Below are 25966 nucleotides of genomic sequence, written 5' to 3'. Positions count from 1 at the left end.
GATGAACACTACGGCTAACCAGCAGACAGGGGAACGCCAGTGGAACTCCTTCGCCACCCCGGCCATCGGCAAAGCCGTCCGTGCAGCCTCCAGACTGCTCAAACATGGTGGCAGCGCCTTCCCTGGCAAAGTGGTGGAACGGATTGATCCTGGGTTCTTGGCTCGTACACTCGGAACGTTGCCCTACGGTGTTGTGCTTGTCTCGGGAACCAACGGCAAAACCACCACTACCCGCATGGTTGCCTCCATGCTCTCCGACCTGGGGCTCAGGGTATTCACCAATCCCACCGGGTCGAACTTCACCAGAGGCGTGGTCTCCGCGCTGCTCACCGAGGTGGGCTTGGACGGTAAACTCAACGCCGACATCGCCGTGCTTGAACTGGACGAAGCGTATGCCGTACATTTTGTACGTCAATGCAAACCGCGTTACGCCCTGCTGCTCAACGTGATGCGCGACCAGCTGGACCGGTTCGGCGAAATCGACAACACTGCGCGGCTGCTGGGCAAAGTGGCGCAGGCCACCACCGACACGCTCGTGCTCAACCGGGAAGACCGGCGCATCTCAGCGCTCGCCGAGCATGCTCCGTCAGGCACACAGACTCGGTATTTCGGCTTAGACAACTCGTTGCGGGCACAGTTCCCTACGGACGACGACATGCATGCCTCTAGTGAGGGTGCGGATGCTGGTACGCCTCCCAACATTGCTGATGTGGCGCGCGGGGAAGTCAGCGCAGAACAAAGCGAAGCACAGTCCCGCTGCACTGCTGACGTAGTGCTCAAAGCAGTGGGGGATCATCACGCCGAATTCGTCATGGACGACGCACTCTTCGACACCGACGTGCGGCTTGAAGGGCTGCACAATCTCTTCAACGCTGCTGCGGCGCTCGCTGTGGTGCGGGCCGTAATGGCCGACGTGAACGCGGGGCGCGAGGTGAAAAGCGAACCCAGAGCGCAAGACGAACGTCTGATGCAGGTGCTGTCGCACGTCACCCCGGCATTCGGGCGTGGCGAAGTCATTGAGGTGAACGGAGCTCCGGTCGAGTTGCTGCTGGTCAAAAATCCGATGGGCTTCCGCATGTCTTTGGCCGGAGCCGCTGCCGTAGCGGATAATACGCAAACCATGATCGCCATCAATGACGAATACGCCGACGGGCGCGACATGAGCTGGCTGTGGGATGTGGATTTCACCGCGTTGCGGCCGAGCGGCGTGGAGTCGGTGTCGGGCGTGCGCGCCTGGGATATGGCGTTGAGACTGGAATATGACCAGGTGCCGGTGAACGGCGTCGATACCGATCTGGAAGGCGCGGTGCGCCGGTTCGTTACCGACGGCTTAGGCAAGCCGAAACGCGTGTACTGCACGTACACCGCTATGCTGCGGGTGCGAGCCGAATTGGCGACCATGGCAGATGTGAGTGACGCGGGGGTAGGGAAATGAGCGATGTGCAAGATGCGAACTCGGTCAAGAGTGGCGACAGGAACGTTGATAGCAGTGCTGTCGACGGGCGGCAGCAGTCGCTGCATTCGTCGCCTCGCCCTATCGACGTGGTTTCCCTCTACCCCAACGACATGAACATCTATGGTGACTGGGGCAACCTGCTCACCGTTCAGCGCCGGCTGGCATTGTACAGCTACGAGCCGCGCATACACCACTACAATCAAGGCGACACCTGGCCCGAGCAGGTGGACTTGGTCCTAGGCGGAGGCGGGCAAGACACCGGGCAGAAAAACATTTCGGACGACCTGTTCAAACGAGCAGATACGTTGCGCTCGCTGGCAGCAGACGGCGTTCCCATGCTCATGATTTGCGGCCTCTACCAGCTGTTCGGTGACTATTTCGAAACCGTCGACGGCACCAAGCTGGATGGTATCGGCATTCTGGGAGTGTATTCACAAGGCCGCGAGCAGCGCATGATTGGCAACTTGGTAGACCATTCCGACCAGTTCGGCGACATCATCGGCTACGAGAACCATTCCGGTCAAACGTTCCTCAGCAAGGGGACGGATACCACGCCGCTGGGCCATGTGGATGCCGAAGGTACAGGTAACAATGGTGAGGACCACACCGAAGGCGCTCGCGTCAACAACGTCATCGGTACCTATCTCCACGGCTCCATGCTGCCCAAAAACCCAGCCGTAGCCGACTTTCTCATCCGCACCGCCGCCGAACATCGTTATGGCGCGTTCGTCCCCACCCAAAGCGAATCGCAACGCACCGAGCTGGCGCACTTAGACCGCACCGCCGCCCAAGCCCGCACCACAGCCGCCGCCCGGCCGAGGTGAGGGCTGTGTGGATACATATTCACAAAATGGTTTCAGCTGCAACGAGGGTAATTACCAAAAGCAAGAGGATTCAACGTGCTAACTGTTGAATCCTCTTGCCGACCGGGTACTCCCAATCCGTATTTAAGAGGATACACACCAAAGTGGATAACTCCTAATTATTGCGCGCTGAGAAAGTAAGATTGTCGGCCTATAGGAACTAAATGTGTTACCTTAGAATCTGCTATGGCATTGCGAATTTGGGCGTGTAGTGATGAAATATTTGATAATATGCTCCTACAACGAAAAAAAGAAATTGTGAACACTGTTTGTGATTTCCACTAATAGGGCAGCGTCGGAGACTGTAATTGCCTCTGACGGATGCCCTATTAGTTTATTTGGAGGAGGTTGCAATGAGTGCGATGGTTCCAATTGAAACTGCTCTAGATGCACAGATACGCAACCTCAAAGACGATGGCGTAACATTCAAAATGTGTGATGAGACTGAAGCTCGTCAATACCTCATTACGAATACCTATTTGTTTCGGATTAAACGGTACGCATCAAATTTCTCTAAAGATGATGATGGATTGTATAACGATTTAGACTTTGCTGTTATCAAAGATTTGGCCGTCATTGATTACGAGCTTCGTCTTGCAATCAGTTATATAGCGAGCAATGTTGAACACGGATTGAAAATGCGATTCAATAATATGCTGATGCGAGATGGTGTCGATGACGGTCGTGACGTTGCTGAACTCGTAGATGCAAAGCATAAGTTTGTGTTTAATGGGTCGTACAGCAATCGTGCTACTGATAAAGGAGGCGGTCTACGATATTCCCCATACTCAGATGCACTGATTGAACGGTACTTTAGAGAGCCGGAAATATGGAATTTGTGGGAAGTGTTTAGCCTTGCTGAGCTTATGGACGCGTATGAGATGTATCTAAAGCAGTCAAAGCGTGAGGACAAAATTACCAAACTCTTTGGTAATTTTCGTAGACTCCGCAATGCTTCTTCTCACAGCATGCCTTTGCTAGTTGGCACACTAAGACGGAATCGCTCAGATCCAAAAGATTTTGTGCAATCGTGTTTGCGTGACTTATTCGGCGGTGACGTTCCTAAGCCGATTCCTAGTACAGCGAGTAAATCACAACTAGTATATGACTACGCAGGCCTACTGTCGATTTTCCTGATTGTCTGTGAAAGCATACCAGTTCGTAGGGAAGCTGCAAGCAAAGTGGGAATTATTGCAACCAGAATACTTCGCAATTACAAAACGCACTACGCAAGCAATGCCAGTTGCCTTTATCTTCGTAATACGCTCGGGTGCTTGGTTCAGCTTTCACAAAGATTTGTACAATATGTTGATGAGGAGCAAGATATACCCCTCATCAGAATGGCACCCTACACTTCATACCGTAGCTGGGCAGTATGGACGGTATTGGCATATGCATATAGAGGTTAGAAGAATATAGGCAAAACTGTCTTAGTTAGTAATTACAAATCCGCCCAGCCGGCGCTGTTCTACTAAAAGTCAGCGACAGCTGGGCGGATTGTATGGTGTTGAGTTAGTTTTACGCCGCTCTGCCTTGCGAAGACAAAGCAACAGCAAAGCTTACACAAGTCCAGCAGCTTGTTTAAACCAGTCTCGTACTGTCTCGTACTGCTTACAACGCGAGCTAGCAGGGTTATAGGAACTTAAACATCACGTTTAGTTCCTACAACCCCGGACGACACAAGACAACGTGTCAACCCTTACTCCAGGCCGATGCTGCGCAGATCGTGCACGGTGAGCTGGTTGACCGCCAGCACGCCGGACTCGCTGGTGAGCTTGATGGCGCGGGGGCCTTCGCTTGGGTAGGAGTAGGAGCTTAGCGTGTAGTGGCCGTCGTTGACGTATACCTCAACCGAGCCGCGATCCACGAACACGCGCAGCTTCAGCTCGTCAGCATTCAGCTCCTCTTCAGTCAGCTTGGTGGCGCGGTAGCCGCGGTCTCCACGTGCGGCTGCAGCGCGGTCGATCACCACAGTGCCGGCCTGCGCGTCGAACGCCACATAGGTGTACGAGCCGTCGTCGGTGGCGTGCACCTTCAGTCCGGCGCGCTCGGCAGTGGAGTGCTTCAGGTCAATGTTCAGTTCAATCTCCACGGCCTCCTTGTCCTCGTCCACCAAAGCCTCTTCGTTGGTCTCGATGGTGCGCGGTACGTGGTTGAACGTGTTGATGCGCAGGCGCTCAATCTCGGGCACCGGCACGGTGTGCACATCGCCGTCTTCCCCGAGGAACACCTCGCGCGGCAGTGTCATCTGCCCGCACCAGCCGTCGGACTGCATGGGTGCATTGCCGTCGAACGGGCTCATCCAGCCGTACATAATGCGCCGGCCGTTTGCCTCGAACGACTGCGGCGCGTAGTAGTTGGCGCCGGCATCCCACAGGCGGAACTCGGTTTCGGGCTGGAAGGCCTCACCCGGCTTCCATGTGCCGATCATGTACCCGGCGTTGTCCTTGTTGCGGTTCATATAGCCGTTGGGACGGGCTCCCTGTGCGGAGAAGCAGATTACCCATTTCTCGGAGCCGTCGGGGGCGGTGAGGGGGAAGAAGTCGGGGCATTCAAGCATGAACACGTCCGGATCGGGGTTTTCGTAGAGCACGTTCGAGAACTTCCAATCAATCATGTCCTCGGAGGTGTAGACCCAGATCTGACCCTTCTTGTCCGAAGTGCTCACGCCGTGAATCATGGTCCATACGCCGTCCTGCTTCCACACCTTGGGGTCGCGGAAGTGGGAATCCACCTTGTCGCGTGGGCAGTCGATGACCATGCCCTTCTTGTCCAGCTTGGTGGCATCGTCGTCGGCTGCTTCGGCGAGCAGTTGGACCTGCCATTGGCCGTCAGTGTCGTCGCGGCCGTTGGTCCAACGGTGGCCGGTGTAGTAGAACTTCAGATTGCCCTCGTCGTCCTCGACTGCAGAGCCGGAGAACACGCCGTCCTTCTCCTCTTCGAGGCTGGGTGCCATGGCGATCGGGTCGCGGCGCCAGGTGACCATGTCGGTGCTGGAGACGTGGCCCCAGTGCATCGGGCCCCACTGGGTGCCGTAGGGGTGCAGCTGGTAGTAGACGTGCCAACGTCCCTTGTAATAGCACAGGCCGTTCGGATCGTTGATCCAGCCGCCGTTGGAGGCGATGTGGAACTTGGGGTACCAGCGGTCGTTACGCTCCAGAGCGAGTTCTTCGACGCTCGCCTCTGCTTTGGCGAGTTCCTGGTCGTGGTCGTGGATTTGGTGGAACACAGGGTTGCTCATGATGTTTCCTTCGTGTTGATGACGGTCACGCGTATCGGTGACTGACGGCGGATTGTGCTGTTGTGAACGGCGATGTTGAGACGGCAAACGCCCTGCACCGGCACTGGGGGTGCGGTGCAAAGGCGTTGCTTAGGGTCGCATGGTGCGGTGGCTGGTCTCAGACTTGTGCCGCTTCGGCCTTCTTGCGGTCCTTGACCCGAATGAACGGATCGCCGCCCACCTGTTGATCGTCCTTCTTGATGATGAAGAAACCGTAGACAAGGGCTGCGAACACAATGCCGGAGATGGCGAAGAACGTCCTCTGCGGGCCGATGACGTCGTGCAGCTTGCCCAGCGGGCCGGACATGATGACCTGTCCCAGCTGAGAGGCAATCTGCAGGCCGACCATGTAAAGTGTGGCCGAAAGCTTCGTGTTGTAGTGCAGGGTGAAGTAGCGGAACGCGGGCAGGCTGAAGAGCGGGGTCTCGATGGCATGGAAGAGCTTGACCACGGAGATGAGAACTGGCTCGGTGGCCAGACCGCACAGGCCGATGCGCACGCACATCACCAAAGCACCGAGTAGCAGTGAGTTGCGCACGCCGATGTGGTCCATGATGACCGGGACGATGCCCATGCACACCGACTCAAGGAACACTTCGATGGCGTTCAATGCGCCGTATGTGGTGTTGCCGGTCTCGGGTGTGGAGAAGAGCGAGGTGAAGTAGTTCGGGAACATCTGTTGGTCAAAGATGGTGTAGAACGTGTTGGTGAAGAACATGAAGACGATGAGTGCCCACAGTGAACCCATGCCCAGCACGGAAATCATTTCCTTGACGGTGGGGTTGGTTCGCGGCGCGTTTGGATCGGCTTCCTTCTTGAGGGCTTCCTTCTGCTCGGCCGGGCGCCAGAACAGGTAGATGCACAGCATGCCGATGGCGAAGAGTGACCCGAGCCAGAAGTTCAGGTACATGTTGATGTTGAACAGCGGGCCTGCGATGGCCGCCACGATGGCATAGCCGAAGGATCCCCAAGCGCGTGCCTGGCCGTACTCAAAGCCGAAGTTGCGGCTGTACCGTTCGGTGAGTGCCTCGACCAAAGAGCAGCCGGCGATGAAGCCTGCAGAGAGCACCAGGGAACCGAGCAGCGCGCCGATGAAGCGTGTGGTGCCGCCGGCGGCGAGCATGGGGCCGTAGATGAACTGGGCGAAGGGGCCGATGAACGCGGCGATGCAGGAGATGATGACGACCAGGCGGCGCTTGAGGCCGAGGTTGTCTTGGATGACGCCATATCCGAACATGATGAACAGGGCGACGAATGAGTTGATGGAATAGATCTGCCCCTGTTCAGCGCCGGTCATGCCAAGTCCGTGAACCGGATCGGTGAGCCACCGGGAGAGGAAGGACCACCAGATGCCCCAGGAGCAGAAGAACATGAAAATTCCGGAAGAACTCTCGAGGTACGAGGGATTCCGGTATGTTTTGGCTGCGTTGATTGCCATTATGTACCCTTTCGTTTCACGGCGCCTCGGCGCGGCGTGTAGGAAATGCGGTTTACGAAGTGCGGCGCTGCTGCATTCGTGACTGCTGGGTTAATCATATGAGGAGAAACGTTTTACGTCAAGCTGGAAACGTTTCACGTGTCGTCAAGTCTGCCGCAACGCTCGAAATATCACGTTTGTGCGGCACAATCACCATGTTTGCGCGTTCTGTGAGTACTTTGTTGGTGTCGGTGGTTTGGTGGGATATGAAATCCGCAGAATATGGCCATTCTCTAACATGAATTACCGTCGAAGACGGCTCGAATCGGCACCGAATCAGTGGCGTGGTACGGAATCGTTCTCGATGAGGGGGCAATGAATGCGTACCGGGTCGGGCGCGTCAATCGGCGGAATGATGTGATGCACACGACGGATGCCGCTGACTTCGCCGTTGTTGGTAGCGTTGTCGCCGTCGCTATCGGTGACTGAACCATCGTTGCTGTTCGCGCTATCTGCGGTTTTGGCGTTGTCGTCTCTGCTCCCGCTGGCATCGGTGCCTGCGCCGGTCGATTCGCGTCCTTCGATCAACGAGATGAGCTTGCATGCTCCCCAGTAGCCCATCTCGTAGTGCGGTAGGGCGATGGTGGTGAGTTTGGGAGACAAGGTTTCGGCAAAGACACGATGATTATCCACGCCCACTACGGCGATATCTTTGCCGATGGTCAGACCGTGACGTGCGGCGCACTCGTATACCGACCAGGCGCGAGCGTCATTGAAGCAGAAGAACGCATCCGGTTTCTCTTGCTCATATAACGCGGTCACTGCCTTTAAGGACGGGGTTTTGTTGGGGACTGCGATCTCCAGTGCGGGGTTTACTTCCATGCCGGCTTCATGTAGTGCTTGCTCGTAGCCTTGGCGGCGCAATGGTTCGGCGAGCAGTGGGTCGGAGCAGCCGATGTAGGCGATGCGCTGGCACCCTGCGTCGATGAGCCGACGGGTGGCGTCGAGACCGATGAGCACCTCGTCCGGTGTGATGCTGGGGACAGTGTGGCTCTTGTCGTTCGCGTTGATGATAACCGAAGGGTTGCCTTCGAGGGCAGATGGCAGCTGTGTGGATCGATCGTACATCTTGGCGTACAGGTAGCCATCCACGCCATAGCGTTTCAGTCCGGCGAGCTCGTCGTCTTCGTCTGCTTTGCCGTCAGTGTTTACCAGAAGGAGCATGTAACTGCGTTCGCTGGCGGCATCCTGTGCACCGAGCACAATTTCGCCGGCGTATGGTGTGGTGGCAATCTCTTCGCTCACAAATCCAATGGTGCGCGTTCTGCTGGTACGCAGAGACCTGGCCAGGGGATTTGGCTTGTATCCCATCTGTTGTGCGGTCTCGCGAATTTTCTCGGCGACCTCGGTTTTGACATGTCCGGCTTCACGATGATTGAGCACCATGGAAACTGCGGTCACTGATGCTCCGGCCGCTCTGGCCACTTCTTTGATGGTAGTCATACTAGTTCAATTATATAAATGTGGTGGTCAATGGTGCTGTATAACCTCTGATAACGTCGTTACTGCTTTTCAAACTCTTGTTGAAGGTGTCAACATCGGCTCATTCAAGCAAATTCCTTTTCTAAAAGAGCTATTAGCAAAAGCGTCGAAAGCCGATCGCCTTCCCACTAGAGGCGAGGCAGATCAGTTGGCACGTGCATACGCCGCATTCCTAAATAATCCTCGTGTGTGACGGTGTCTAGACTCTACCTCAGCGATGCGCGCCAAGCAACATTGGCGCGCATCGCTCGCTTTATCGCGATAGATCTAGGACGCAATAAATAATGCAACGCACGTGGAAAATACCGTCGCAGCAGTTAGTAGTATGACAAATACCTGTCTATTGTCAGCAAGCTCGTCAGGATTCTCAAATTTTGCCCGCAAAGTGAGCACGACAAACCAGCATATAAGTCCTATTTTCAGGACAAGACCTGTTCTCGAAGCAGAATCATCGATGTCTGTAGCGTGAGTCGGGAACTCAGCAAATAAATACAGAACAGTAGTACCACCGTCGAGCCATATTGCCAGTGCCGGTAACTGCAATATCAACCCCGCCCACCACAACACACGGCGAACAGCATACTGATGCCGCGCCAAGAAACCGCGCGGTACCGTATTCGCCGCTTTATCCTCATCAATCATAATCTTCCCTCTGTTCTCACTCATCACGCACGGTAAACAGTCGCACAATGCAATGAACCAGTGTGACTCAAATTGAGACTACTTACAAGATAAAATCCTCCTACCGAATAAACGGAGAAAATGACAACGCCGTCCATGCCACGATGACACGAGCTAGGTGATAGTGACGTTCAATATTGAGTGCGGACATAAAGGGCCTGCCTCTCAAAGCTACCGCCAGCTTACAAGCCCAAACCCGCCGCCACTATGAATCGCAGAAAACCTTCACCAAACCTACGCACGCACGATTACTGGCGATACCAGTCGTACGCCTCATCGGGTTGAGCATACGCAGACACGGCATCAGCGGGCTTGAAGACTTTGACCGCAACATGCGCGCCGGCCGCCTGAGACGCCAACGATGGAGCGGTACCCTCGGGCATCTCAACCACAAGCCCCTCACCCTCATCAGCCTCGTATGCACCACCCCGATGCCCCACCGTAGCCGGACGATAATCGCGCAACACCGAGATATCAGCACGCGGATTAGCAACATACAAAGCGTGCAAATTCGGCAGTCGAAGCACAGGCAACACATCAACAACCGTGTCGGGCAGCCGCAACTCACCTATCGGCAAACCCGCCAAACTGGTCACGTCGCGCACACTCGTACCGCTCAAATCCAACGAACGCAGCAGACGCAGCTTAGACAGCACCCTGATATCACTAACCTGCGCAGAGTGCATGCTCAGATTGGTAACGTTATGCAAGTGTTCGATGCCGTCAAGTGAGGCGATAGGAACCGTTGATGGTGGTGCGGACGGTTCCGGTCGTGGTGCCGGGTCTGTTTGCAGTTTGGGCTCCGCTGATGCCGCGTCATCGTCCGGTCGGGAGTCCCGGTCGTTCGTCTCCGACGCGCAGGTGTCGTCTATGGTCAGGTATTTCACCGAGTCCAGGAGCTGTTCATCCACGGTGTCATCGAGGCCCACATCGAGTTTGTTGGCAACACAAGCGGCGAGCTGACGATCAGCGAACAACGAACGATACGTTTGCCCTGCCTGTAACTTTTGGGCACGTGATTCGGCGTCGTCGCGTCTTTCAGCCTGACCGATGCCGTCTTTCGGCTCGTTGCCGGACCGTTCCGGAGAGTTGGCCGACGAACAGCCAGACATGCATACCAGCCCGATGGCGGCAACCACAATGAGAACAATCCGCGGCATACGACGAGCACATATAGGCATGGAGCATCCTTACCGGTCAAGACCATGCGGCGACACCACGCATTATCACGCACCGCCGCCGCACCATCACAGAGCAACAATCCTCATCAGTTCAAAGACAGTCCTTATGGCCTCACTGTTTGTTGTAGTTGGCTCTGCCACATCAAGTGACCTACATCACACTACATGATTCAAGAAGTAAAAACAATAGAATCCCCCTCAATGAGGCAACTCAACAGAAAATACAAAATCAGGGCTATAAAAGCTGCGAAAGAAAGGCACAAAATTCTTGCAATACCAACGAAAAATCGCCACCTCTTACGAAGTGGCGATTGCATTATTGTGGAGCTGCGGGGAATCGAACCCCGGTCCGATAACCGAACCTGCAGAATTCTACGTGCGTAGCCTGCTGGCCGTATGGCAGTTTTTCTGCCCCCATCCGTATCGCAGGCAAAGGATGGCGAGCATATCTACAGTCAAAGTCCCTCAGTCGCCCTGCGGCCCAGCGCCTGAAGCAAGTCTTCTCATGACGTTCAGCATCCCCCCGAAGACGAGGGAGAGTGAACGGAGCAGCAGCTCACTGGTTAATCCTGGCGCGAAGCTCAGGCAGCGAGTGCAAACTCAGTGCGATTAGATTTAGCACTTAATTTGTTGTAGAGGTCATCACGAGTGGACTCTACATTCTCGGCACGCTTCCCTGCAGCGAGCAGGTCACCGTCGAAACCGATCAGCCCCAATCTTGAATTATCAAGCCCCGGCAATGCCGGATGTTTCAGTATACCTTACCTTGGCTGTTTGCGCAACCGGTATTACTGCAAAGACATTGCCTCAAAATGTATCTGCAGCGTTGTTGGGCATGGCGCAGCCGCCGTTCCCAACAACAGCGTACATTCCTGTGAATCCTACTTGTCGAAGAAACCTTGAATCTGAGAGGCGGAACCGTAAGAGGCTTGGGCGCCGTAGCCGGTGGCGGCGAACCCGGACACGTATGAGCCGAGCTGAGCCGCGGCCTCCAGACTGAAACCGGAGGCCAATCCGGCAAGTACGGTGCCCATGAATGCGTCTCCGCAGCCGGTGGTGTCTCGTGCCTCGACTCGCTGCGCTTCGATGCGCGTCACAGCGAAGGACATCTCTGACTCATGGTGTTGTCTGTTTGCGCCCAGCACCATTGACCCCTCCGAGCCTAACGTGACGATGGCTTGTTTGAATCCGAAATCGGCCATACGGTGCGCAATGTCATCCCAATCAGCCTCCAACCAATCGCCGTTGGAAGGCTTGCCTACGCCAAGCAGCTGCGCCATCTCATGCTCATTGACCAGCAGCACATCACAGTTGGCAACGAGTTCGTCGGGCAGCGTCGCCTGGAACGGCGAGTCGTTGAGCAGTACGGTGAGCCCGGCCTCGTGTGCCAGTCTTGCCGCTTCAATAACGGTCTCCATGGGGCTCTCCAAGCACAAACCGAGTACGGAGGAGCTGAGCAGCGCCCCACGCTGGGACTGGATATAGTCCGGGCTTACCAGAGCGTTGGATCCCGGAGAATAGACGATAGTGTTCTCGCCATGTTCATCCACTGTGATGACGGTGGTGCCGCTAGGTCCGTGTTCGTGCAGCACATGCGAGGTGTCCACGCCGGCCTGGTCTAGTTCTCCTAACAGGAAATCTGCGTTGGCATCGTCTCCGACTGCACCGAACATCCGCACATCGGCGCCGATGCGTGCCGCGGCGGCGGCTTGGTTGCCGGACTTTCCGCCTGGCAATATTTCCAACGCTCCGCCGTTTACGGTTTCTCCTGGCTCGGGTAGGCGCGCGGTGGTGACGGTGTAGTCGGCGTTCATGGAACCCACCACGCTCACTGAGCCGTTGATGTGTTCGAGCTGTGCAAGGGTTTCGTTCATGGTCGTCTCGCTTGGGTCGGGTTGGCGTTACCTCCTAATATAGCAATGTCGCACAGCAATATTCGTTATATATCGAAACCGTTGGAATTGCTGGCATTTGGACTGCCATGCCGCCTGTTGGCGCGTTTGGCACGACCCGGGTTTATACTGAGAGCGTATTTGTTTCTCAAGTACTTTTCGTTGGCTCGAATGGATTAGATAATGAAAAAACTTATCCTTGATCTTGACACCGGCGTGGACGATGCGCTTGCTATCTCCTACGCCTTATCTAGCCCGGAAGTGGAGCTTATAGGCATCACGGCCACGTACGGCAATGTAGTACTCGAACAGAGTATGCGGAATTCCTTGGCTATCACAGAACTGTATGGGCACCCAGAGGTCGGTGTGTACCCTGGGTTGCCGCATGCCAGTGCACAGCAATCGTTCACGGTGGGCGAGGTTTCTGCATTCATCCACGGCAAGAACGGCATTGGCGAAACCGTCATACCTGACTCGCCGCGTAGTGCGGAAACCACTTCGGCGGTTGATTTCATCATAGATTCGGCTCACCGCTACGGCAGTGATCTGATTTACGTGCCTACCGGCCCGATGACCAATATCGCCGCGGCGCTCGCCAAAGCCCCTGAGATCGCACAGGAAATTGGTTCCATTGTGATTATGGGAGGTGCGCTCACCGTACCGGGTAACGTCAATGCGTGGAGTGAGGCAAACATCAGTCAAGACCCGGAGGCGGCGAACGTACTGTTCCACTCCGGCGCCCCAGTCACCATGATCGGCCTCGACGTGACACTGCAGACGCTGCTGACCTATCAGGAGACCCAGCGTTGGCGCGACTTGAACACGCCTGCCGGCACGTTCCTGGCGGATATGACTGACTTCTACATCAAGGCTTATGAGACCACGGCGCCCAAGTTGGGTGGTTGCGGCCTGCACGATCCGCTCGCAGTGGCGGTGGCCATCGATCCCACGCTGGTTACCACGCTTCCCATCAATATGCAGGTAGAGACCGAAGGGGCGACCCGTGGCCGTACCATCGGCGACGGCGACCTGCTGCGCGATCCGGTAAAGACATCTCAGGTAGCCGTCGGCGTCGATGTCGAACGGTTCCTGAGCGAATTCATGACTCGTATCACCGCACTGGCAGGGAGGTGATAGAAAATTATGCTAAGGCTGCACGTTGCAGCCCTTTCCAGATGCTCGATTCTCAATGTCTACCGATAACCATCCGGTCAATTCATTAGCATTCACACGTTTCAACTCCTAAGGGAACTCTTCATGAACGAACAAGCTTCCAGCACGACCACCGATAAAGAAGGTGTGTCCGACGCCGAGAACGCGAAGGCCGTAAAGGCTCTCATCCTCCTGCTCATCGCTTTCATCCTAGGCACGTTGTGCCTGCAAGGCTTCAATCTGGTATTCACACAGGTAGGCCAAGACGTGGGCGCCCCCGCCCAAGCCTCACTCATCACGGCACTGCCCAGCATCGTGCTCGGCATCGTCTGCTTCCTGTACGGTTCGCTCGGTGACTTCATCTCCCTGAAACGACTGGTGACGGTCGGTCTGATAGTGCTGTTCCTCGGGTCGATTTTCGGTTTCGTGGCCAACTTCCTGTTCCCCGCGAATCTGTGGACGGTCATCATCGCACGTGTTCTGCAGACCGCCGGCGAGCAGGTGACCGGTTCGGCCTACTTGGTGGTGGCTACCAAATACCTGCGCCCCTCGCTCAAGGTGATCTTCTTCGGCATCTACACCGCTGGCTACCAGCTTTCCTCCGCCATCGGTGTTTTCGCTGCAGGTATCCTCAGTTCCATACACTGGCAGTACCTCTTCCTCATTCCCGCCGTCACCATCTTCTTCCTGCCTGCGTTGCTCAAGAATTTGCCTGACAAGTCTCAGAAGGGACACAAGGTGGACTGGGTCGGTTTCACGATTTTCGGTCTTGCCTCTGCATTCCTGGCATTGTACTTCTCCTATATGAAGGTGTGGATGGTACTGGTGGCTGTGGCGCTGTTCGTGGTATTTGCGTTCTACATCTCTCGCGCTTCCGACCCATTCGTCACCCCCGCTTTCTTCAAGAACACCCGCTGGGTGAAGGCCATCTTCCTCATCCTGTTCTTCTACTTCATCAACTATTCTGCCTCGCCTATCATGAACGCCATCGGCAGTAGCGTGTACCACATGACCACGGCACAGGTATCGCAGCACATCGTGTGGGCGTTCGTGGTGGCTGCCATCGTGGGCACGAGTTCCGGCGCCATCGTGGATCGCATCGGGCGTCAGGCGTCCATCATCATTGCCGCAGTGCTTATCATCTGTGGTGCGGCCGGCACCGGCTTGTTGATCAACTCAGGTTTTTGGGCGATGACCGGCACCATCTGTGTCTTCTACGCTGGTATGGGCATGCTCTACTCCCCGGTGATGGATACCGTGCTGGGCACGCTGCCTACCGAGCAGTCCGGGCGCGGTGTAGGCATGAATGATTTGGCGATGAACATCACTGCCTCCATTGGCGTGGCCATCATCGGCACCATCATCTCCGACCAGAGCCTTGCCGGCTTCTCGTTCATCGGCAAGACCGGTGCTGCAGCTAACTATTCCAACCTGCTGTTCGGCTGCGCCGCAGTAGTGCTCATTGCGCTGGTTTACTACTTGATTGTGCGCAAGGGCATCTATGGCAAGGATGAGGCTGAGATTTCAGCCAGCAAGTAGGCTCCTCCTCTCGCACCTGTGGGATGTTCTCCATGGGGCAGGAGGTGAATGGAAACCGCGTCCGTTTCGGTGGCGCGGTTTTCTTGTCTTTGTTGTGGGTGTTCAGTCAAGCGTGCGGCATTGCGCTTGTGTTCAAGCTCTGTACGATTGTACTATCTGCAATATGTGAAATTAGTCATATTGTGATGTATACGCTAGACTGGCAGTACCTGCGGGTTCGCAGCGTGAGAAAGCGGTTCTCAAGGAGGGTATCATGTCTGAGTTTGATTTGGGTGAAGGCCTGCACAAAGTGTTCCTCGCCGGTGTGGGGGCGCTGGCTACCACGGTGGAAAAAGGACAGGAGATCGTTGACGACTTGGTCAAGAAAGGCGAGCTTACCGTGGCTCAGGGCAAGGAACTCAACGCTGAACTGAAGCATACCGCCGAACAGACCAAAGAACGTCAGGATCTGCGTGACGATGCCTCTGCTACATCCGAGCAGTAGTGCAGCAAAGGAGACCATAGGTCTCTTCTCTACGCGCGCACCCTCGTTTGACGAGCGGTACCACCTCACCCGTCGCGGCAAGCTTAAGCGGTTGCGCGAGATCGCGCAGGTCATGGTGCGGTTCGACATCTTCCACGGTGTCACTCCCCGTGGCCTGCGCCTTATGCTTGAAGACCTGGGGCCTACCTTTGTCAAGGTCGGCCAGATTCTTTCCATGCGTTCTGAAATTCTGCCGCAGCATTTTTGTAACGAACTCACCAAACTGCGTGCCGATGCTGATCCCATGCCATACGAGACCGTTACCGCGACACTGGAGCGGGAATACGGTAGGCCGGTGGGAGAGATTTTTGCTGAGATAGATTCCAAGCCCCTTGGTTCGGCGTCGCTGGCCCAAGTGCATCGAGCCACGCTCATTACCGGAGAGGACGTCGCGGTCAAAGTGCAGCGTCCCGGAGTGCGTGAGACCATGGCCGAAGACATCGCCATTCTGCGTTCCCTTGCTAAAGGCGCCACCAAGATGATGGGTGATAACACTCAGATAGTGGATTTGCAAGGTGTGGTGGAAGAGCTGTGGGACACGTTCGAGGACGAGACGAACTTCTTGTTGGAGGCGCGCAATCTCGACGAGTTCAAACGCTTCTGCAAACCTTACCATTACATGGACTGCCCCAAGCCATACATGGATTTGTGCACGGCACACGTAGTGGTCATGGACTATGTGGAAGGCATTTCGCTTTCCCATGTGACTGATCTTGAGTCGGCCGGCTATGACTTGGAAGAGATCGGCACCAAGTTGGTCGACAACTATACCGTTCAGATTCTTGATAACGGCTTCTTCCATGCTGACCCCCACCCAGGCAACATCATTATCTCTGATGGGCATATTGTGCTGATTGATCTGGGCATGGTGGGTAGGCTCGACCAACGTCTGCGTCAAGTGCTGAGCAGCATTGTGATGGCTGTCGGTGAGCAGGATTCGCCAGGACTGGCCGACGGGTTGCTGCGTTTGACCGGCAAACGGCTGGACTCGCAGGAGTATGGTGGTCTGCTCGCCGATCTTGATGGCATTGTGGAGGAGTACGGCAACGTAGACTTGGCGGATCTCAACCTGGCGACCTTTCTTGAAGCGGTCATGAACCTGACCAAGAGACACGGCATCGAAGTGCCGAGCAATATCACCACTGTGGGGCGGGCGCTGGTCACTCTGGAAGGATTGCTTGACGAGTTCATTCCCAACATCAACATGATTGAAATCATCAGCAAGCACTTGGTGCAGGGCAAGACTACTGGGGCAGCGGGCAAGGAAGAGCTGAAGAGTCTGACTATCGAAAGCAGTAAAGCCCTGCATGGAGTGCTGTCGGCGCTGGCTGATTCACAGACCGCTGCACGTATGCTCACTCGTGGGCAGCTCAAAATCAATATGGAGTTGGTGGGATCGGGGGAACCGCTGCAGCAGATTTCCGATATGACGAACCGGTTGACCATGGCATTGATCGTGGTGGGACTCTTTGTTGGGTCTTCCATCACCTATTTTGCTGGTATGAAGCCAATTATCTTCGGTATTCCCGTGGTGGGGTTCATGGGGTATGTGGTGGCGTTTGCACTGTCGCTATGGATTGTGTTTGATATTTATTCCAAACGCAGGCGCGCCAAAGCAAAGGCGAAAAAGCGCTCTCGGTAGCGGATTGGGGTTTCGCCTCAATCCCTCGCAGGTGCCCTAGAGCATGTACGCATGCCGGTCTTGCGAGGAATATGAAGCGAAGTTGAGATGTCCAAATCAGTCTGCGTACATGCTGTGAGGGCCCATGTCTTCGGGCAGACCGTTCATCAGATTGCTCACCGAGCCTGATTCGAAGACGGAACGAATGCCTGCGGCCAGAAGCGGCGCGATGGAGAGCACTGTCATGTTGGGCAAGCGCTTGGACTCCGGCACGGGCACGGTGTCCATGAGCACGATTTCGCGCACGTTGCAGTTTTGCAGACGTTCGATTGCCGGGCCGGACAGCAGGCCGTGCGTGGCCACGAGCGTGACGCTTTTGGCTCCGGCCTTGCTCAGTGTGTTGACGGCCTCACAGATGGTGCCTGCGGTGTCGATCATGTCATCAACCACTACGCAGTCGCGCTCGGCTACATCTCCGATGATGCCATGAGCTTCGGCGTGGTTGGGGCGTGTGATGTCTCGTGTCTTGTGGATGAAAGCCAGCGGCAGCCCGCCGAGCTTGGCAGCCCACTGCTCGGAGACCTTGATGCGGCCGGCATCGGGGGAGACGATGGTTGCATTCTCGAGCGGCAGAGAACCTTTGACGTAGTCCAGCAGCACCGGCATGGCGGTGAGATGATCAACTGGACCGTTGAAGAAGCCTTGCTCCTGAGAAGCGTGCAGGTCGACGGTCATAATGCGGTCGGCACCGGCCGTATAGAAGAGGTCGAACATAAGACGCGCGGTGATGGGTTCGCGGCCCTGATGCTTCTTGTCTTGACGAGAGTAGCCCATGAAGGGCGCCACGACGGTGATGGAGCGAGCCGAAGCGCGCTTGAGCGCGTCGATCATGAGCAGCTGCTCCATGATCCACTGGTTAATGGGATCGGTGTGGCTTTGCAGCACGAACACGTCAGCTCCGCGTACTGGTTGGGCGAACCTCACATACATCTCACCGTTGGCGAAGTCGTAGGCGGTGGTCTCAAGTAGGTCGCAGCCTAGGCATGCGGCAGTGGATTCGGCTTGCTTGGGATAGGCGCGGCCTGTCACGAGCGCCATGCGCTTCTTGGAAGTACCGTTCAAAATCGCCGACATGTCTTGCCTTCCGATTGGTTCTGGCTCCGTTGATTCACGGCGCATCGAGTCAGCTTCTAATATACAGGCAACCGCGCCATTTCGTGTGCCCTTGGTGTCGGCAAAGTCAGTGTGTGAAGTTAAGCTTGAAAACTAAGTGTCTTCGGCCGTTTGGCTCGCCAGTCGGTCGTAGAGGCTGAAGCATACACACTCCTGCCGCGGAAGTACCGTGGCCGACTTGAGTCCGAAGGAGGTGGGTGATGTCTGCACATAAATACGAACTGATGTTCATTGCTGATCCTGATCTGGATGAGCGCGCCGTCAGGAAGCTGACCGATCAGTACATGGAAACCGTCACTAAAGAGGGCGGTAGCGTTGAGGAACCCGATATCTGGGGTCGCCGCAAGCTCGCGTACGAGATTAACGACAAGAGCGAAGGCAACTACGTTGTGGTCAACTACAGCTGCGAGCCGGCCGTAAGTGCCGAGCTCGACCGCGTGCTGAACCTGAACGATTCCGTGATTCGTACGAAGATCCTTCGTAAGGATGCCAAGTAAACGTACGACAATGAGGCCTTGCAATTAAAGGTCTCACCGGTACATGCAAACAATTGGCAGGCCGCTTTGCGGCAGACAATAGGAGGTACGCTGTGGCAGGGGAAACGACCATAACGATTATCGGAAACCTGACTGCGGATCCGGAGCTGCGCACCATTGGCAGCGGCTCTTCCGTGGCGAGCTTCACGATTGCGTCGACGCCAAGAAGCTTTAACCGCAATTCCAACCAGTGGGAGGACGGCAACGCGCTGTTCATGCGCTGCTCGGCGTGGCGGGACTTGGCTGACCACTGCGCTTCCAGTTTGACCAAAGGCATGCGAGTCATTGCTACCGGTCGGCTGCAACAGCGTTCTTACCAGGCTAATGACGGCACCAACCGCACGGTGGTGGAGATGACGGTCGATGAGATCGGTCCCTCGCTCCGCTATGCCACTGCCCAGGTGCAGCGTCAGGCACAGGGCGGCGGCTTCCAAGGCGGCAACGGCGGCGGAAACAACTACTCCGGCGGCAACTCCAATGGGGGTTACCAAGGCGGGGCAGGATATTCCGGCGGCGCAGGCTACCAAGGTGGCGCTTCCCAGGCTCCGCAACAGTCCGCTCCGGCGGCCGATCCGTGGGGTTCCTCCACGTCGTCCGGCGACGGTTTCTCGTCCTTCGGGGGGAGTGCCGACTTCGGCGGAGATGGTGACGAGCCTGAATTCTGAGCCAGTAAGCGCCGCCCGCACTAGGCCGCGCATGCAGTACCAATCGTATAACGCGTATTAAAGGAGAACATCGAAATGTCACGCAAGAGGCCGCAACCACCGGTCAAACCATTCAAGAAGAAGCCGAACCCGCTGAAGGCTGCCAAGATCACTGAGATCGACTACAAGGACGTGGCATTGCTGCGTAAGTTCATCTCGGATCGCGGCAAGATTCGTTCCCGCCGCATCACCGGTGTCACCGTTCAGGAGCAGCGCAAGATCGCTCTCGCCATCAAGAATGCGCGAGAGATGGCTTTGCTGCCCTACTCCAGCAACGGTCGCTGAGGGGAGAATAATCATGGCTGAAACAAAGATCATTCTTACCAAGTCCGTTCCCGGCCTCGGCCAGAGCGGTGACGTGGTCGAGGTCAAGTCGGGCTACGCTCGCAACTACCTCGTTCCGCAAGGCCTGGGCTTCGCCTACAGCAAGGGCGCGGCAGCTCAGATTGAGTCGCTGAAGCGCGCTCGTCTGGCCAAGGCCGTAGCCACCCGTGAAGACGCCGTGGCAGCCAAGGCCGCCATTGAAGGTTCCGTCGTGGAAATCTCCGCGAAGGTCTCCGATTCCGGCAAGCTCTTCGGTGGTGTGTCGGCGGTTGATATCGCTACTGCGCTGGAAGGCAAGGCTGCGGTTGACCCCAAGCGCATCACGGTCGACGCCATCAAGACCACGGGTGACTTCGCTGCCACTGTGGCTCTGCACCCGGAGATCAGCGCATCCTTCACGGTGCGCGTCATCGCTGAGTAGTGCTGTGCTATAGCGCAGGATAGCGGGTCAGCGTAAACGCTGAATAACGCTGGGAGGGTCATCACCTATGAGGTGGTGGCCCTCTTTGTATATCGTCATCTCGTACACATAGCACAGGGTTCGGTTCCTTGCGCGGATTCAAGACGCATGGAACCGAACCCTGCCGAGCGCGGCTGGTGTAGGTGCTGGAACACATGCGCACGATGGCTCTCGCCCGGCGCATGGCTTAGGAGTTTCAACCCCTCTGCCGCGCTGCTTGCACTAGTCCTTGTCTTTAGCTTCCTTGGCTTCAATCTCCTCCTTGGTCTTCACGTCGTCGACGTTCATCTCCAGCTGTACTAAGTTCAGTCCGGTCATCTGCTTGAGTGCCTGGCTGCACTTGTGCGTTACTTCCTTGAAGAGCGCATTGGCATCGGTGCCGTAGCGGATGGTGGCGTTCATCTTGAGCGACACCTGCTCCTCGCCCACGTTGGCGCTGATGCCCTTCTTCGGATCGTCGCCGCTGGTCACGGCATCTGCCAACTCGTTGAGCGCGCTGCCGTTGAGCGAGATGATACCGTCAATCTGCTGTGCGGTGATGCCGACGATTTTACGGATGACATCGTCGTCGAAGGTAAGTTTGCCTTGTACTTCTTGAGTGGTTTCGTTATTGGTGGTCATGGTATCCTCCTAATTTGCTATTTTGTTCAAAATTGCGGTGGCCAGGCGTTTGGGTGAGCCCAGCCCTTTACTGGTAAGCCAATGCCCTAGCGCGGCTCCGATCAGAGTGGCCACGAGGACGATGAGCATGGGCAGGAACCCTACGGTCAGCCACACCACGCTGATGAGGAACCCCAGCAGCGCACCGAATGTTGTAGTGTTCATTGCTTTGCCTCCTTTGGTGATTGATGGTGGATGTGTATGGCCGTTAGGTCACGTCAATGGTTTCACCGGGTTGGTATGGCCTCAGTCTCACCTTGACTTTGCGTACGGAGATACCGAGGATGGTACCGAGATTATGTTCGGCGTCTGCGCTGATACGCTGCCCCAAAGTCGTCATATCGACCGGCTCGACCACTGTGGCGCTGATGGTGATGATTGCGTCCTGCTTGCGGCGGCGAAGCTTGACTGACGATTCGGCGTTGGCTAGCTGCGGGTACTCGCGAGAGAGCATGGCCGTGAGGCTGTGTTCTACGCCTTTCTTGCTGATGGTGAGCTTGTGGCTGCGATCTTGCGTAAGCGTCAAGGTCTTTGTAGTGGTAGGTACAAAGAGGATGATCAACCACGTGCACAGCGCCACCAGTGCACAGTAAGCACAGGATGCCAGAGTGAACCATTGGCCGGCTTCACTGCCTAACCATGTTGTTACGGCATCGGCTGGTGACCATGAGGCCAGCAGCATGGTTGCCGCGAAAAACAGGGAGAGCAGCAGCTGAATGACCGCAATCCAACCGATGAGTAATTTGCTACCGTGTTTCATGTCGCCTCCTTCACATTGCGATGGAAACCTCTTGGTTCCTACGGTAGGAGGTTTGGGACGGCTTTGTAGAGTTCTTTGCCGGCAGCAATGAAACGTGCATAAACGTGTGAATAAGGATAGAATAGGTAAGGTTGTGCACTGTCGGAATTGGTTCACTGCTGTGGCATCATGCGATGTAATGTCGTGTTTATGTAACTGCCGCGTTTTTGTATGCGGTGCGTGACGTTTGATGCATGTAGATGTCTGAACCGTCATACCAAACGAATTCCGACCCGCTACTAAACTACATAAAGGCCGGCTTATGCAAGCTTGGTCTCATACAACTTTTCAAAGGAACATCCGTGCAAGAAGAACGTGTGCCCACCGGCACCAAGCTGTCCATCGCCGCTTCGGCGCTGCTCTCGTTCATAGGCATCCTCACCGAAACCTCGCTCAACGTCACATTCCCTACCATGACGCGCGAATTCGGTCTGCCGCTCTCTACCATCCAACTGCTCACCTCCGGGTATCTGCTCATGGTGACGCTGGTGATGAGCACCTCGGCGTTCCTGCTCAAACGTTTCGATGCACGCCCCCTGTTCCGTGTCGCGATCATCATCGCCATCACCGGCACGGCCATGTGCCTGATCCCCGGCAACTATTGGGTATTGCTCGTCGGTCGGCTCCTGCAAGCCATGGCCACGGGCATCTCCACGCCGTTGCTCATTCACGTCATCCTCTCCCTTATCCCCATCAGTCGTCGCGGTACCTACATGGGCCTGGCCAACATGGTCACCTCGTTCGCCCCGGCGCTCGGGCCCACATACGGTGGACTGATCAACCACTACTTCTCGTGGAGGGTCATCTTTGTGGCCGTGCTGCCACTGCTGCTTATCGCCTGGGTGCTCGGTGAGCTTGGCCTGCGTCTGAAAGCCAGCGGCACCGACAAATCCTTCGACGGCATCGGCTTGGTGCTGTTGTGCTTCACGCTGCTGGGCATCACACAGATCTTCGACCAAATCAGCCAGGCAGGAGGATGGTCGTCTCGCGTCGGTCTGGCTATCGCCGTGGCTGTAGTGGCGCTCGCGCTCTTCTTGTGGCGTTGCCTGCGATCCAAGTCGCCGCTGCTCGACGTACGGTTGCTTAATCAACCCATCATCGCGTTGCGTGGAACGAACTATTTCATTCTCCAGTTCATCAACATCGGAAGCTCGTTCCTGCTGCCGGTCTTTGCGGAGACGTTCCTGGGAATCAACTCGCTCACCGCTGGCCTGCTGTTGCTGCCGGGTTCCCTGCTTGGTGCCGTGGTCGCTCCGCTGGTCGGCAAGCTGTATGACCGCCGTGGGCCGGCTCTTGTGCTCGTCATATCCAACGTGTCGCTGCTGATCGGTGCCACTACGCTTTTCGCGCTCACGGGCAAATCCACGGTACTGCTGCTCGCCGGGTTGTATATGTTCCTGCGATTCGGTTTCAACTTCGGCTACGGCAACACCATGTCGGATGCCAGCAAGTTTGTTGAGGGCAAGCGCCAGACTGACTTCAACTCGCTGTTCAACGTGCTGCAACAATACGCTGGGTCGTTGGGCACCACGGTGCTGTCCATGTCGCTTTCGGTGAGCGAACTGCACATGCCTGCACATCCGCAGGCCGCTGCGGCTGCCGGTGCCGAGCACGCGTTCCTGCTGCTCATTGTGCTCTCGGCGCTGGCTTTGGTGCTCACGCTGGTTTCCATTAAGGTGCGGAAAGCCCCTGAGGTCGCCATGCAACCGGTGGATGCGTAGCTGAGCATAGGCGTGCCGGTATGCCTGAGATGGTTCATGGTGCGGTGTGCTTGCCGACAGACTGTAACGGCTTGACTTGAAGCCGGGTTGAAGGCGTAAGCTGCAGGTGATGTGCTGCGCATGGGCGCGGCACGGTTACCAAAGGAGCATTGATGGCTAAGAAGCAAACCGCGGGACGAGAGCAATTGGGAGACTTTGCCCCGCAATTCGCACAGTTGAACGATGATGTGTTGTTCGGCGAGGTATGGAGTCGTGAGGATGAGCTGTCGGCGCATGACCGTTCGATGATCACTATTTCGGCAATTATCGCGATGGGTGCCACCGAGCAGCTTGACGCGCACCTTACCATAGGCAAAGCCAATGGCATTACACAATCTGAAATCGCTGAGATGATCACGCATCTTGCGTTCTATGTGGGCTGGCCCAAAGCATGGTCGGCATTCAATCGCGCCAAGGGCATCTGGGAGCTCGACGAATAGCGTGTGCCTCGGGTGGGGTTGTGCTGTGCCGAGTGGCGCAAGCGTTTCGTGCACGCGGGTGTGAACAAGGAAACTTGTGATAAAAGTCATAGATTCTGCAAGGAAAAACGGCGGAAAACAGCCATTTTAACATGAACCGAAATGATATGGTGAAGGAGATTCAGTAACGAAGATTTCTAAGAGACGAGGTTGATCAACATGGCGAAAATCAACGCGGCAGACAAGCTGGTCCAGGTCATGGAGGCCTGGGGCATCGACAACGTGTACGGGTTGCCCGGCGACTCGGTCGATACCACAGTGGAGGCGCTGTACCGCGAGCGCGACAAGGTAAAGTTCACTCAGGTGCGTCACGAGGAGGTCGCGGCCCTCGCCGCCGCCTCCCACGCCAAGCTGACCGGACAGGTGGGCGTGTGCCTGTCCATTGGCGGCCCGGGTGCCATCCACATGCTCAACGGCCTCTACGATGCGAAGATGGATCACGTGCCGGTGGTTGCCATTTTGGGTGAGATTCAGTCCCACCTGCTCAATACGGGCTACTTCCAGGAAGTCAACACCGCCAAGCTGTTCGATGATGTGGCTGTGTACAACAAGCTCGTCACCAGCCCCGAGACCGTGCCGGCCGTGATGGATGAGGCCATCCGCATGGCCTACCTGCACCAGGGCGTGGCCGTGCTGACCATCCCCGATGATGTGCCGGACCACAAGATCGAAGATACCTTCCAGCCTACCGCCGACAAGTTCCAGCGTGCTCACCCGGTCATCAACCCTGCCGACGTGGACAAGGCCTTGGAGATGATTCATGCCGCCAAGCACCCGGTCGCCTTCTTCGGCGTGGGTGCCAAGGGGGCGCAGGCCGAGGCCAAGGAGTTCGTGGAGCGCTACTCCATGCCGTTCATCCAGACCATGCCTGCCAAGGGCACCATCGATGACAATCATCCGAACGCATTGGGACAGATTGGCAAGTTGGGCACCAAGCCTGCCTACGAGGCCATGTTCGACGCGGATTTGCTGGTGCTGGTGGGCACGGATTATCCGTACGCACCGTATCTCAACAAGTCCATTCCGGCCATCCAGATCGAGCTTGAACCCACGCGTATCGGCAAGCGCCATGCGGTCGAGGTCGGCATGGTGGCGGATGCCAAGGATGCGCTCTCACAGCTCAACGCCAAGGGTGAAGCCATTGCGGAGACTGGCTGGCTCAAGGCTTGCCGTAAGAACATGGGCACGTGGCGCAAGTGGATGGAGGATGTGAAGAACAAGTCGCACAAGGGCGTTCTGCCTTCGCGCGCCTTCTCCACCATGAGCGACATCGCTCCCGACAACGCCGTGTGGTCCATTGACGTGGGCACCTCCACCTCCTTCGGTGCCCGTTTCATCGATGCCAAGGCTACGCAGAAGTACATCATCTCGGCTTGGCTGGGCACGATGGGCTGCGCTCTGCCTGGTGCTATCGCTTCCAAGATCGACATGCCCGACCGTCCGGTGTACGCCGTGTGCGGCGACGGCGCGATGGCCATGGTGATGCAGGACTTCGTCACCGCCGTCAAGTATGAGCTGCCGATTGTGGTGGTGGTCTTGAACAACCATCTGCTCGCCTTCATCGAGTACGAACAGCAGTCCGTGGGTCAGCAGAACTACGGCATCGACCTGGCAGACATCGACTTCGCCAAGTTTGCTGAGGCGTGCGGCGGCATCGGCGTGAACGTGCACAACGATGAGGAGTTCGCGCAGGCGTTCGAGAAGTACAAGAACCCCACCAAGCCGGTCATCATCAACTGTGCTTCGGACGACGAGGCTCCGCTGCCGGGCAAGATTGTTTGGGACGAGGCCAAGGGCTACATGAAGTTCGGTTTCGACTACTTCGGCGAGCAGTTCAAGATTCCGCAGCTGCCCCCGCTCAAGGAGATCATGCGTCAGTTCCTGTAAAGTCTGCAAAGGCTGACCGGTCAGTGTGCTGATCTGG

The 25966-nt window shown here is 56.4% G+C and carries 24 protein-coding genes and 1 other RNA gene; 14 read left to right on the top strand and 11 right to left on the bottom strand.

The window, feature by feature from the left end:
* The first annotated feature begins 1 nt into the window (after position 1).
* The 3 genes from AC3B5A_RS04325 to AC3B5A_RS04315 all read left to right on the top strand — a co-directional run bounded on the left by AC3B5A_RS04325 (position 2) and on the right by AC3B5A_RS04315 (position 3728).
* The gene (locus AC3B5A_RS04325) at positions 2-1435 is read left to right on the top strand and encodes a MurT ligase domain-containing protein (RefSeq protein ID WP_489799143.1); all 1434 of its coding nucleotides are present in this window, start codon (positions 2-4) and stop codon (positions 1433-1435) included.
* On the top strand, positions 1432-2280 hold the full coding sequence (locus AC3B5A_RS04320) for a type 1 glutamine amidotransferase (protein WP_489799141.1): 849 nt from the start codon (positions 1432-1434) through the stop codon (positions 2278-2280). Before AC3B5A_RS04325 ends, AC3B5A_RS04320 begins: the two co-directional genes overlap by 4 nt.
* A 392-nt stretch (positions 2281-2672) precedes the next feature.
* Positions 2673-3728: an Abi family protein gene (locus AC3B5A_RS04315; protein WP_489799139.1), complete on the top strand. Its 1056-nt coding sequence runs from the start codon at positions 2673-2675 to the stop codon at positions 3726-3728.
* 290 nt (positions 3729-4018) lie between these two features.
* Here AC3B5A_RS04315 and AC3B5A_RS04310 read toward each other — a convergent pair whose 3' ends face one another.
* The 7 genes from AC3B5A_RS04310 to AC3B5A_RS04280 form a co-directional block, all read right to left on the bottom strand.
* Positions 4019-5560, bottom strand: a complete 1542-nt coding sequence (locus AC3B5A_RS04310; RefSeq protein WP_489799137.1) for a glycoside hydrolase family 32 protein — start codon at positions 5558-5560, stop codon at positions 4019-4021.
* Positions 5561-5717: 157 nt separating this feature from the next.
* Positions 5718-7037 carry an MFS transporter gene (locus AC3B5A_RS04305; protein ID WP_489799135.1) on the bottom strand — a complete coding sequence of 440 codons (1320 nt, stop codon included), beginning with the start codon at positions 7035-7037 and terminating at the stop codon, positions 5718-5720.
* A gap of 315 nt (positions 7038-7352) precedes the next feature.
* Positions 7353-8519 carry a LacI family DNA-binding transcriptional regulator gene (locus AC3B5A_RS04300; protein WP_489799133.1) on the bottom strand — a complete coding sequence of 389 codons (1167 nt, stop codon included), beginning with the start codon at positions 8517-8519 and terminating at the stop codon, positions 7353-7355.
* A gap of 306 nt (positions 8520-8825) precedes the next feature.
* The gene (locus AC3B5A_RS04295) at positions 8826-9200 is read right to left on the bottom strand and encodes a hypothetical protein (RefSeq protein ID WP_489799131.1); all 375 of its coding nucleotides are present in this window, start codon (positions 9198-9200) and stop codon (positions 8826-8828) included.
* 287 nt (positions 9201-9487) lie between these two features.
* Positions 9488-10399, bottom strand: coding sequence for a hypothetical protein (locus AC3B5A_RS04290; protein ID WP_489799129.1), 912 nt, complete (start codon positions 10397-10399; stop codon positions 9488-9490).
* A gap of 340 nt (positions 10400-10739) precedes the next feature.
* Positions 10740-11134: a transfer-messenger RNA gene (ssrA, locus tag AC3B5A_RS04285) on the bottom strand.
* Between the two features lie 167 nt (positions 11135-11301).
* On the bottom strand, positions 11302-12294 hold the full coding sequence (locus tag AC3B5A_RS04280) for a ribokinase (protein ID WP_489799127.1): 993 nt from the start codon (positions 12292-12294) through the stop codon (positions 11302-11304).
* Between the two features lie 201 nt (positions 12295-12495).
* Between AC3B5A_RS04280 and AC3B5A_RS04275 the strand changes: the two genes are divergently transcribed.
* The 4 genes from AC3B5A_RS04275 (at position 12496) to AC3B5A_RS04260 (ending at position 17168) form a co-directional block, all read left to right on the top strand.
* Positions 12496-13446, top strand: a complete 951-nt coding sequence (locus tag AC3B5A_RS04275) for a nucleoside hydrolase (RefSeq protein ID WP_489799125.1) — start codon at positions 12496-12498, stop codon at positions 13444-13446.
* Positions 13447-13569: 123 nt separating this feature from the next.
* Positions 13570-15003, top strand: coding sequence for an MFS transporter (locus AC3B5A_RS04270; RefSeq protein WP_489799123.1), 1434 nt, complete (start codon positions 13570-13572; stop codon positions 15001-15003).
* 253 nt (positions 15004-15256) lie between these two features.
* Entirely contained in the window at positions 15257-15487 is a 231-nt protein-coding gene (locus AC3B5A_RS04265; RefSeq protein WP_489799121.1) for a phasin family protein, read from the top strand.
* On the top strand, positions 15462-17168 hold the full coding sequence (locus AC3B5A_RS04260; RefSeq protein WP_489799119.1) for an ABC1 kinase family protein: 1707 nt from the start codon (positions 15462-15464) through the stop codon (positions 17166-17168). The genes AC3B5A_RS04265 and AC3B5A_RS04260 overlap by 26 nt, the downstream gene beginning before the upstream one ends.
* A gap of 96 nt (positions 17169-17264) precedes the next feature.
* On the opposite strand, the gene AC3B5A_RS04255 is transcribed toward AC3B5A_RS04260, so the two are convergent.
* A complete protein-coding gene (locus AC3B5A_RS04255; protein WP_489799117.1) occupies positions 17265-18281 on the bottom strand; it encodes a ribose-phosphate diphosphokinase in 1017 nt (338 codons plus the stop codon).
* 239 nt (positions 18282-18520) lie between these two features.
* Here AC3B5A_RS04255 and rpsF point away from each other — a divergent pair, with 239 nt between their 5' ends.
* The 4 genes from rpsF (at position 18521) to rplI (ending at position 20305) form a co-directional block, all read left to right on the top strand.
* Complete coding sequence (gene rpsF, locus AC3B5A_RS04250; RefSeq protein WP_489799115.1) at positions 18521-18817, top strand: 30S ribosomal protein S6; 297 nt, start codon at positions 18521-18523, stop codon at positions 18815-18817.
* A 92-nt stretch (positions 18818-18909) separates the two neighbouring features.
* Positions 18910-19521, top strand: coding sequence for a single-stranded DNA-binding protein (locus AC3B5A_RS04245; protein WP_489799113.1), 612 nt, complete (start codon positions 18910-18912; stop codon positions 19519-19521).
* Positions 19522-19596: 75 nt separating this feature from the next.
* A complete protein-coding gene (rpsR, locus tag AC3B5A_RS04240; protein WP_489799111.1) occupies positions 19597-19845 on the top strand; it encodes a 30S ribosomal protein S18 in 249 nt (82 codons plus the stop codon).
* Positions 19846-19858: 13 nt separating this feature from the next.
* Positions 19859-20305, top strand: coding sequence for a 50S ribosomal protein L9 (gene rplI, locus AC3B5A_RS04235; RefSeq protein ID WP_489799109.1), 447 nt, complete (start codon positions 19859-19861; stop codon positions 20303-20305).
* A 261-nt stretch (positions 20306-20566) separates the two neighbouring features.
* On the opposite strand, the gene AC3B5A_RS04230 is transcribed toward rplI, so the two are convergent.
* From AC3B5A_RS04230 to amaP, 3 genes are read right to left on the bottom strand one after another with little or no spacing between them, the layout of a single operon-like run.
* Positions 20567-20965, bottom strand: coding sequence for an Asp23/Gls24 family envelope stress response protein (locus AC3B5A_RS04230; protein WP_489799107.1), 399 nt, complete (start codon positions 20963-20965; stop codon positions 20567-20569).
* A gap of 9 nt (positions 20966-20974) precedes the next feature.
* Positions 20975-21169, bottom strand: a complete 195-nt coding sequence (locus AC3B5A_RS04225) for a DUF2273 domain-containing protein (protein WP_489799106.1) — start codon at positions 21167-21169, stop codon at positions 20975-20977.
* Positions 21170-21212: 43 nt separating this feature from the next.
* A complete protein-coding gene (gene amaP / locus AC3B5A_RS04220) occupies positions 21213-21764 on the bottom strand; it encodes an alkaline shock response membrane anchor protein AmaP (protein ID WP_489799104.1) in 552 nt (183 codons plus the stop codon).
* Positions 21765-22105: 341 nt separating this feature from the next.
* Here amaP and AC3B5A_RS04215 point away from each other — a divergent pair, with 341 nt between their 5' ends.
* From AC3B5A_RS04215 to AC3B5A_RS04205, 3 genes are all read left to right on the top strand, one after another.
* Positions 22106-23524, top strand: a complete 1419-nt coding sequence (locus tag AC3B5A_RS04215; RefSeq protein WP_489799103.1) for an MFS transporter — start codon at positions 22106-22108, stop codon at positions 23522-23524.
* A 152-nt stretch (positions 23525-23676) separates the two neighbouring features.
* Positions 23677-24003: a carboxymuconolactone decarboxylase family protein gene (locus AC3B5A_RS04210; protein WP_489799101.1), complete on the top strand. Its 327-nt coding sequence runs from the start codon at positions 23677-23679 to the stop codon at positions 24001-24003.
* 198 nt (positions 24004-24201) lie between these two features.
* Positions 24202-25929, top strand: coding sequence for a pyruvate oxidase (locus AC3B5A_RS04205; protein ID WP_489799099.1), 1728 nt, complete (start codon positions 24202-24204; stop codon positions 25927-25929).
* The last annotated feature ends 37 nt before the right edge of the window (positions 25930-25966 follow it).

This window comes from Bifidobacterium sp. ESL1133 (assembly GCF_058107325.1).
Note: the sequence above shows the minus strand (reverse complement) of the source record. Positions and strands in the feature narration are given on the sequence as shown.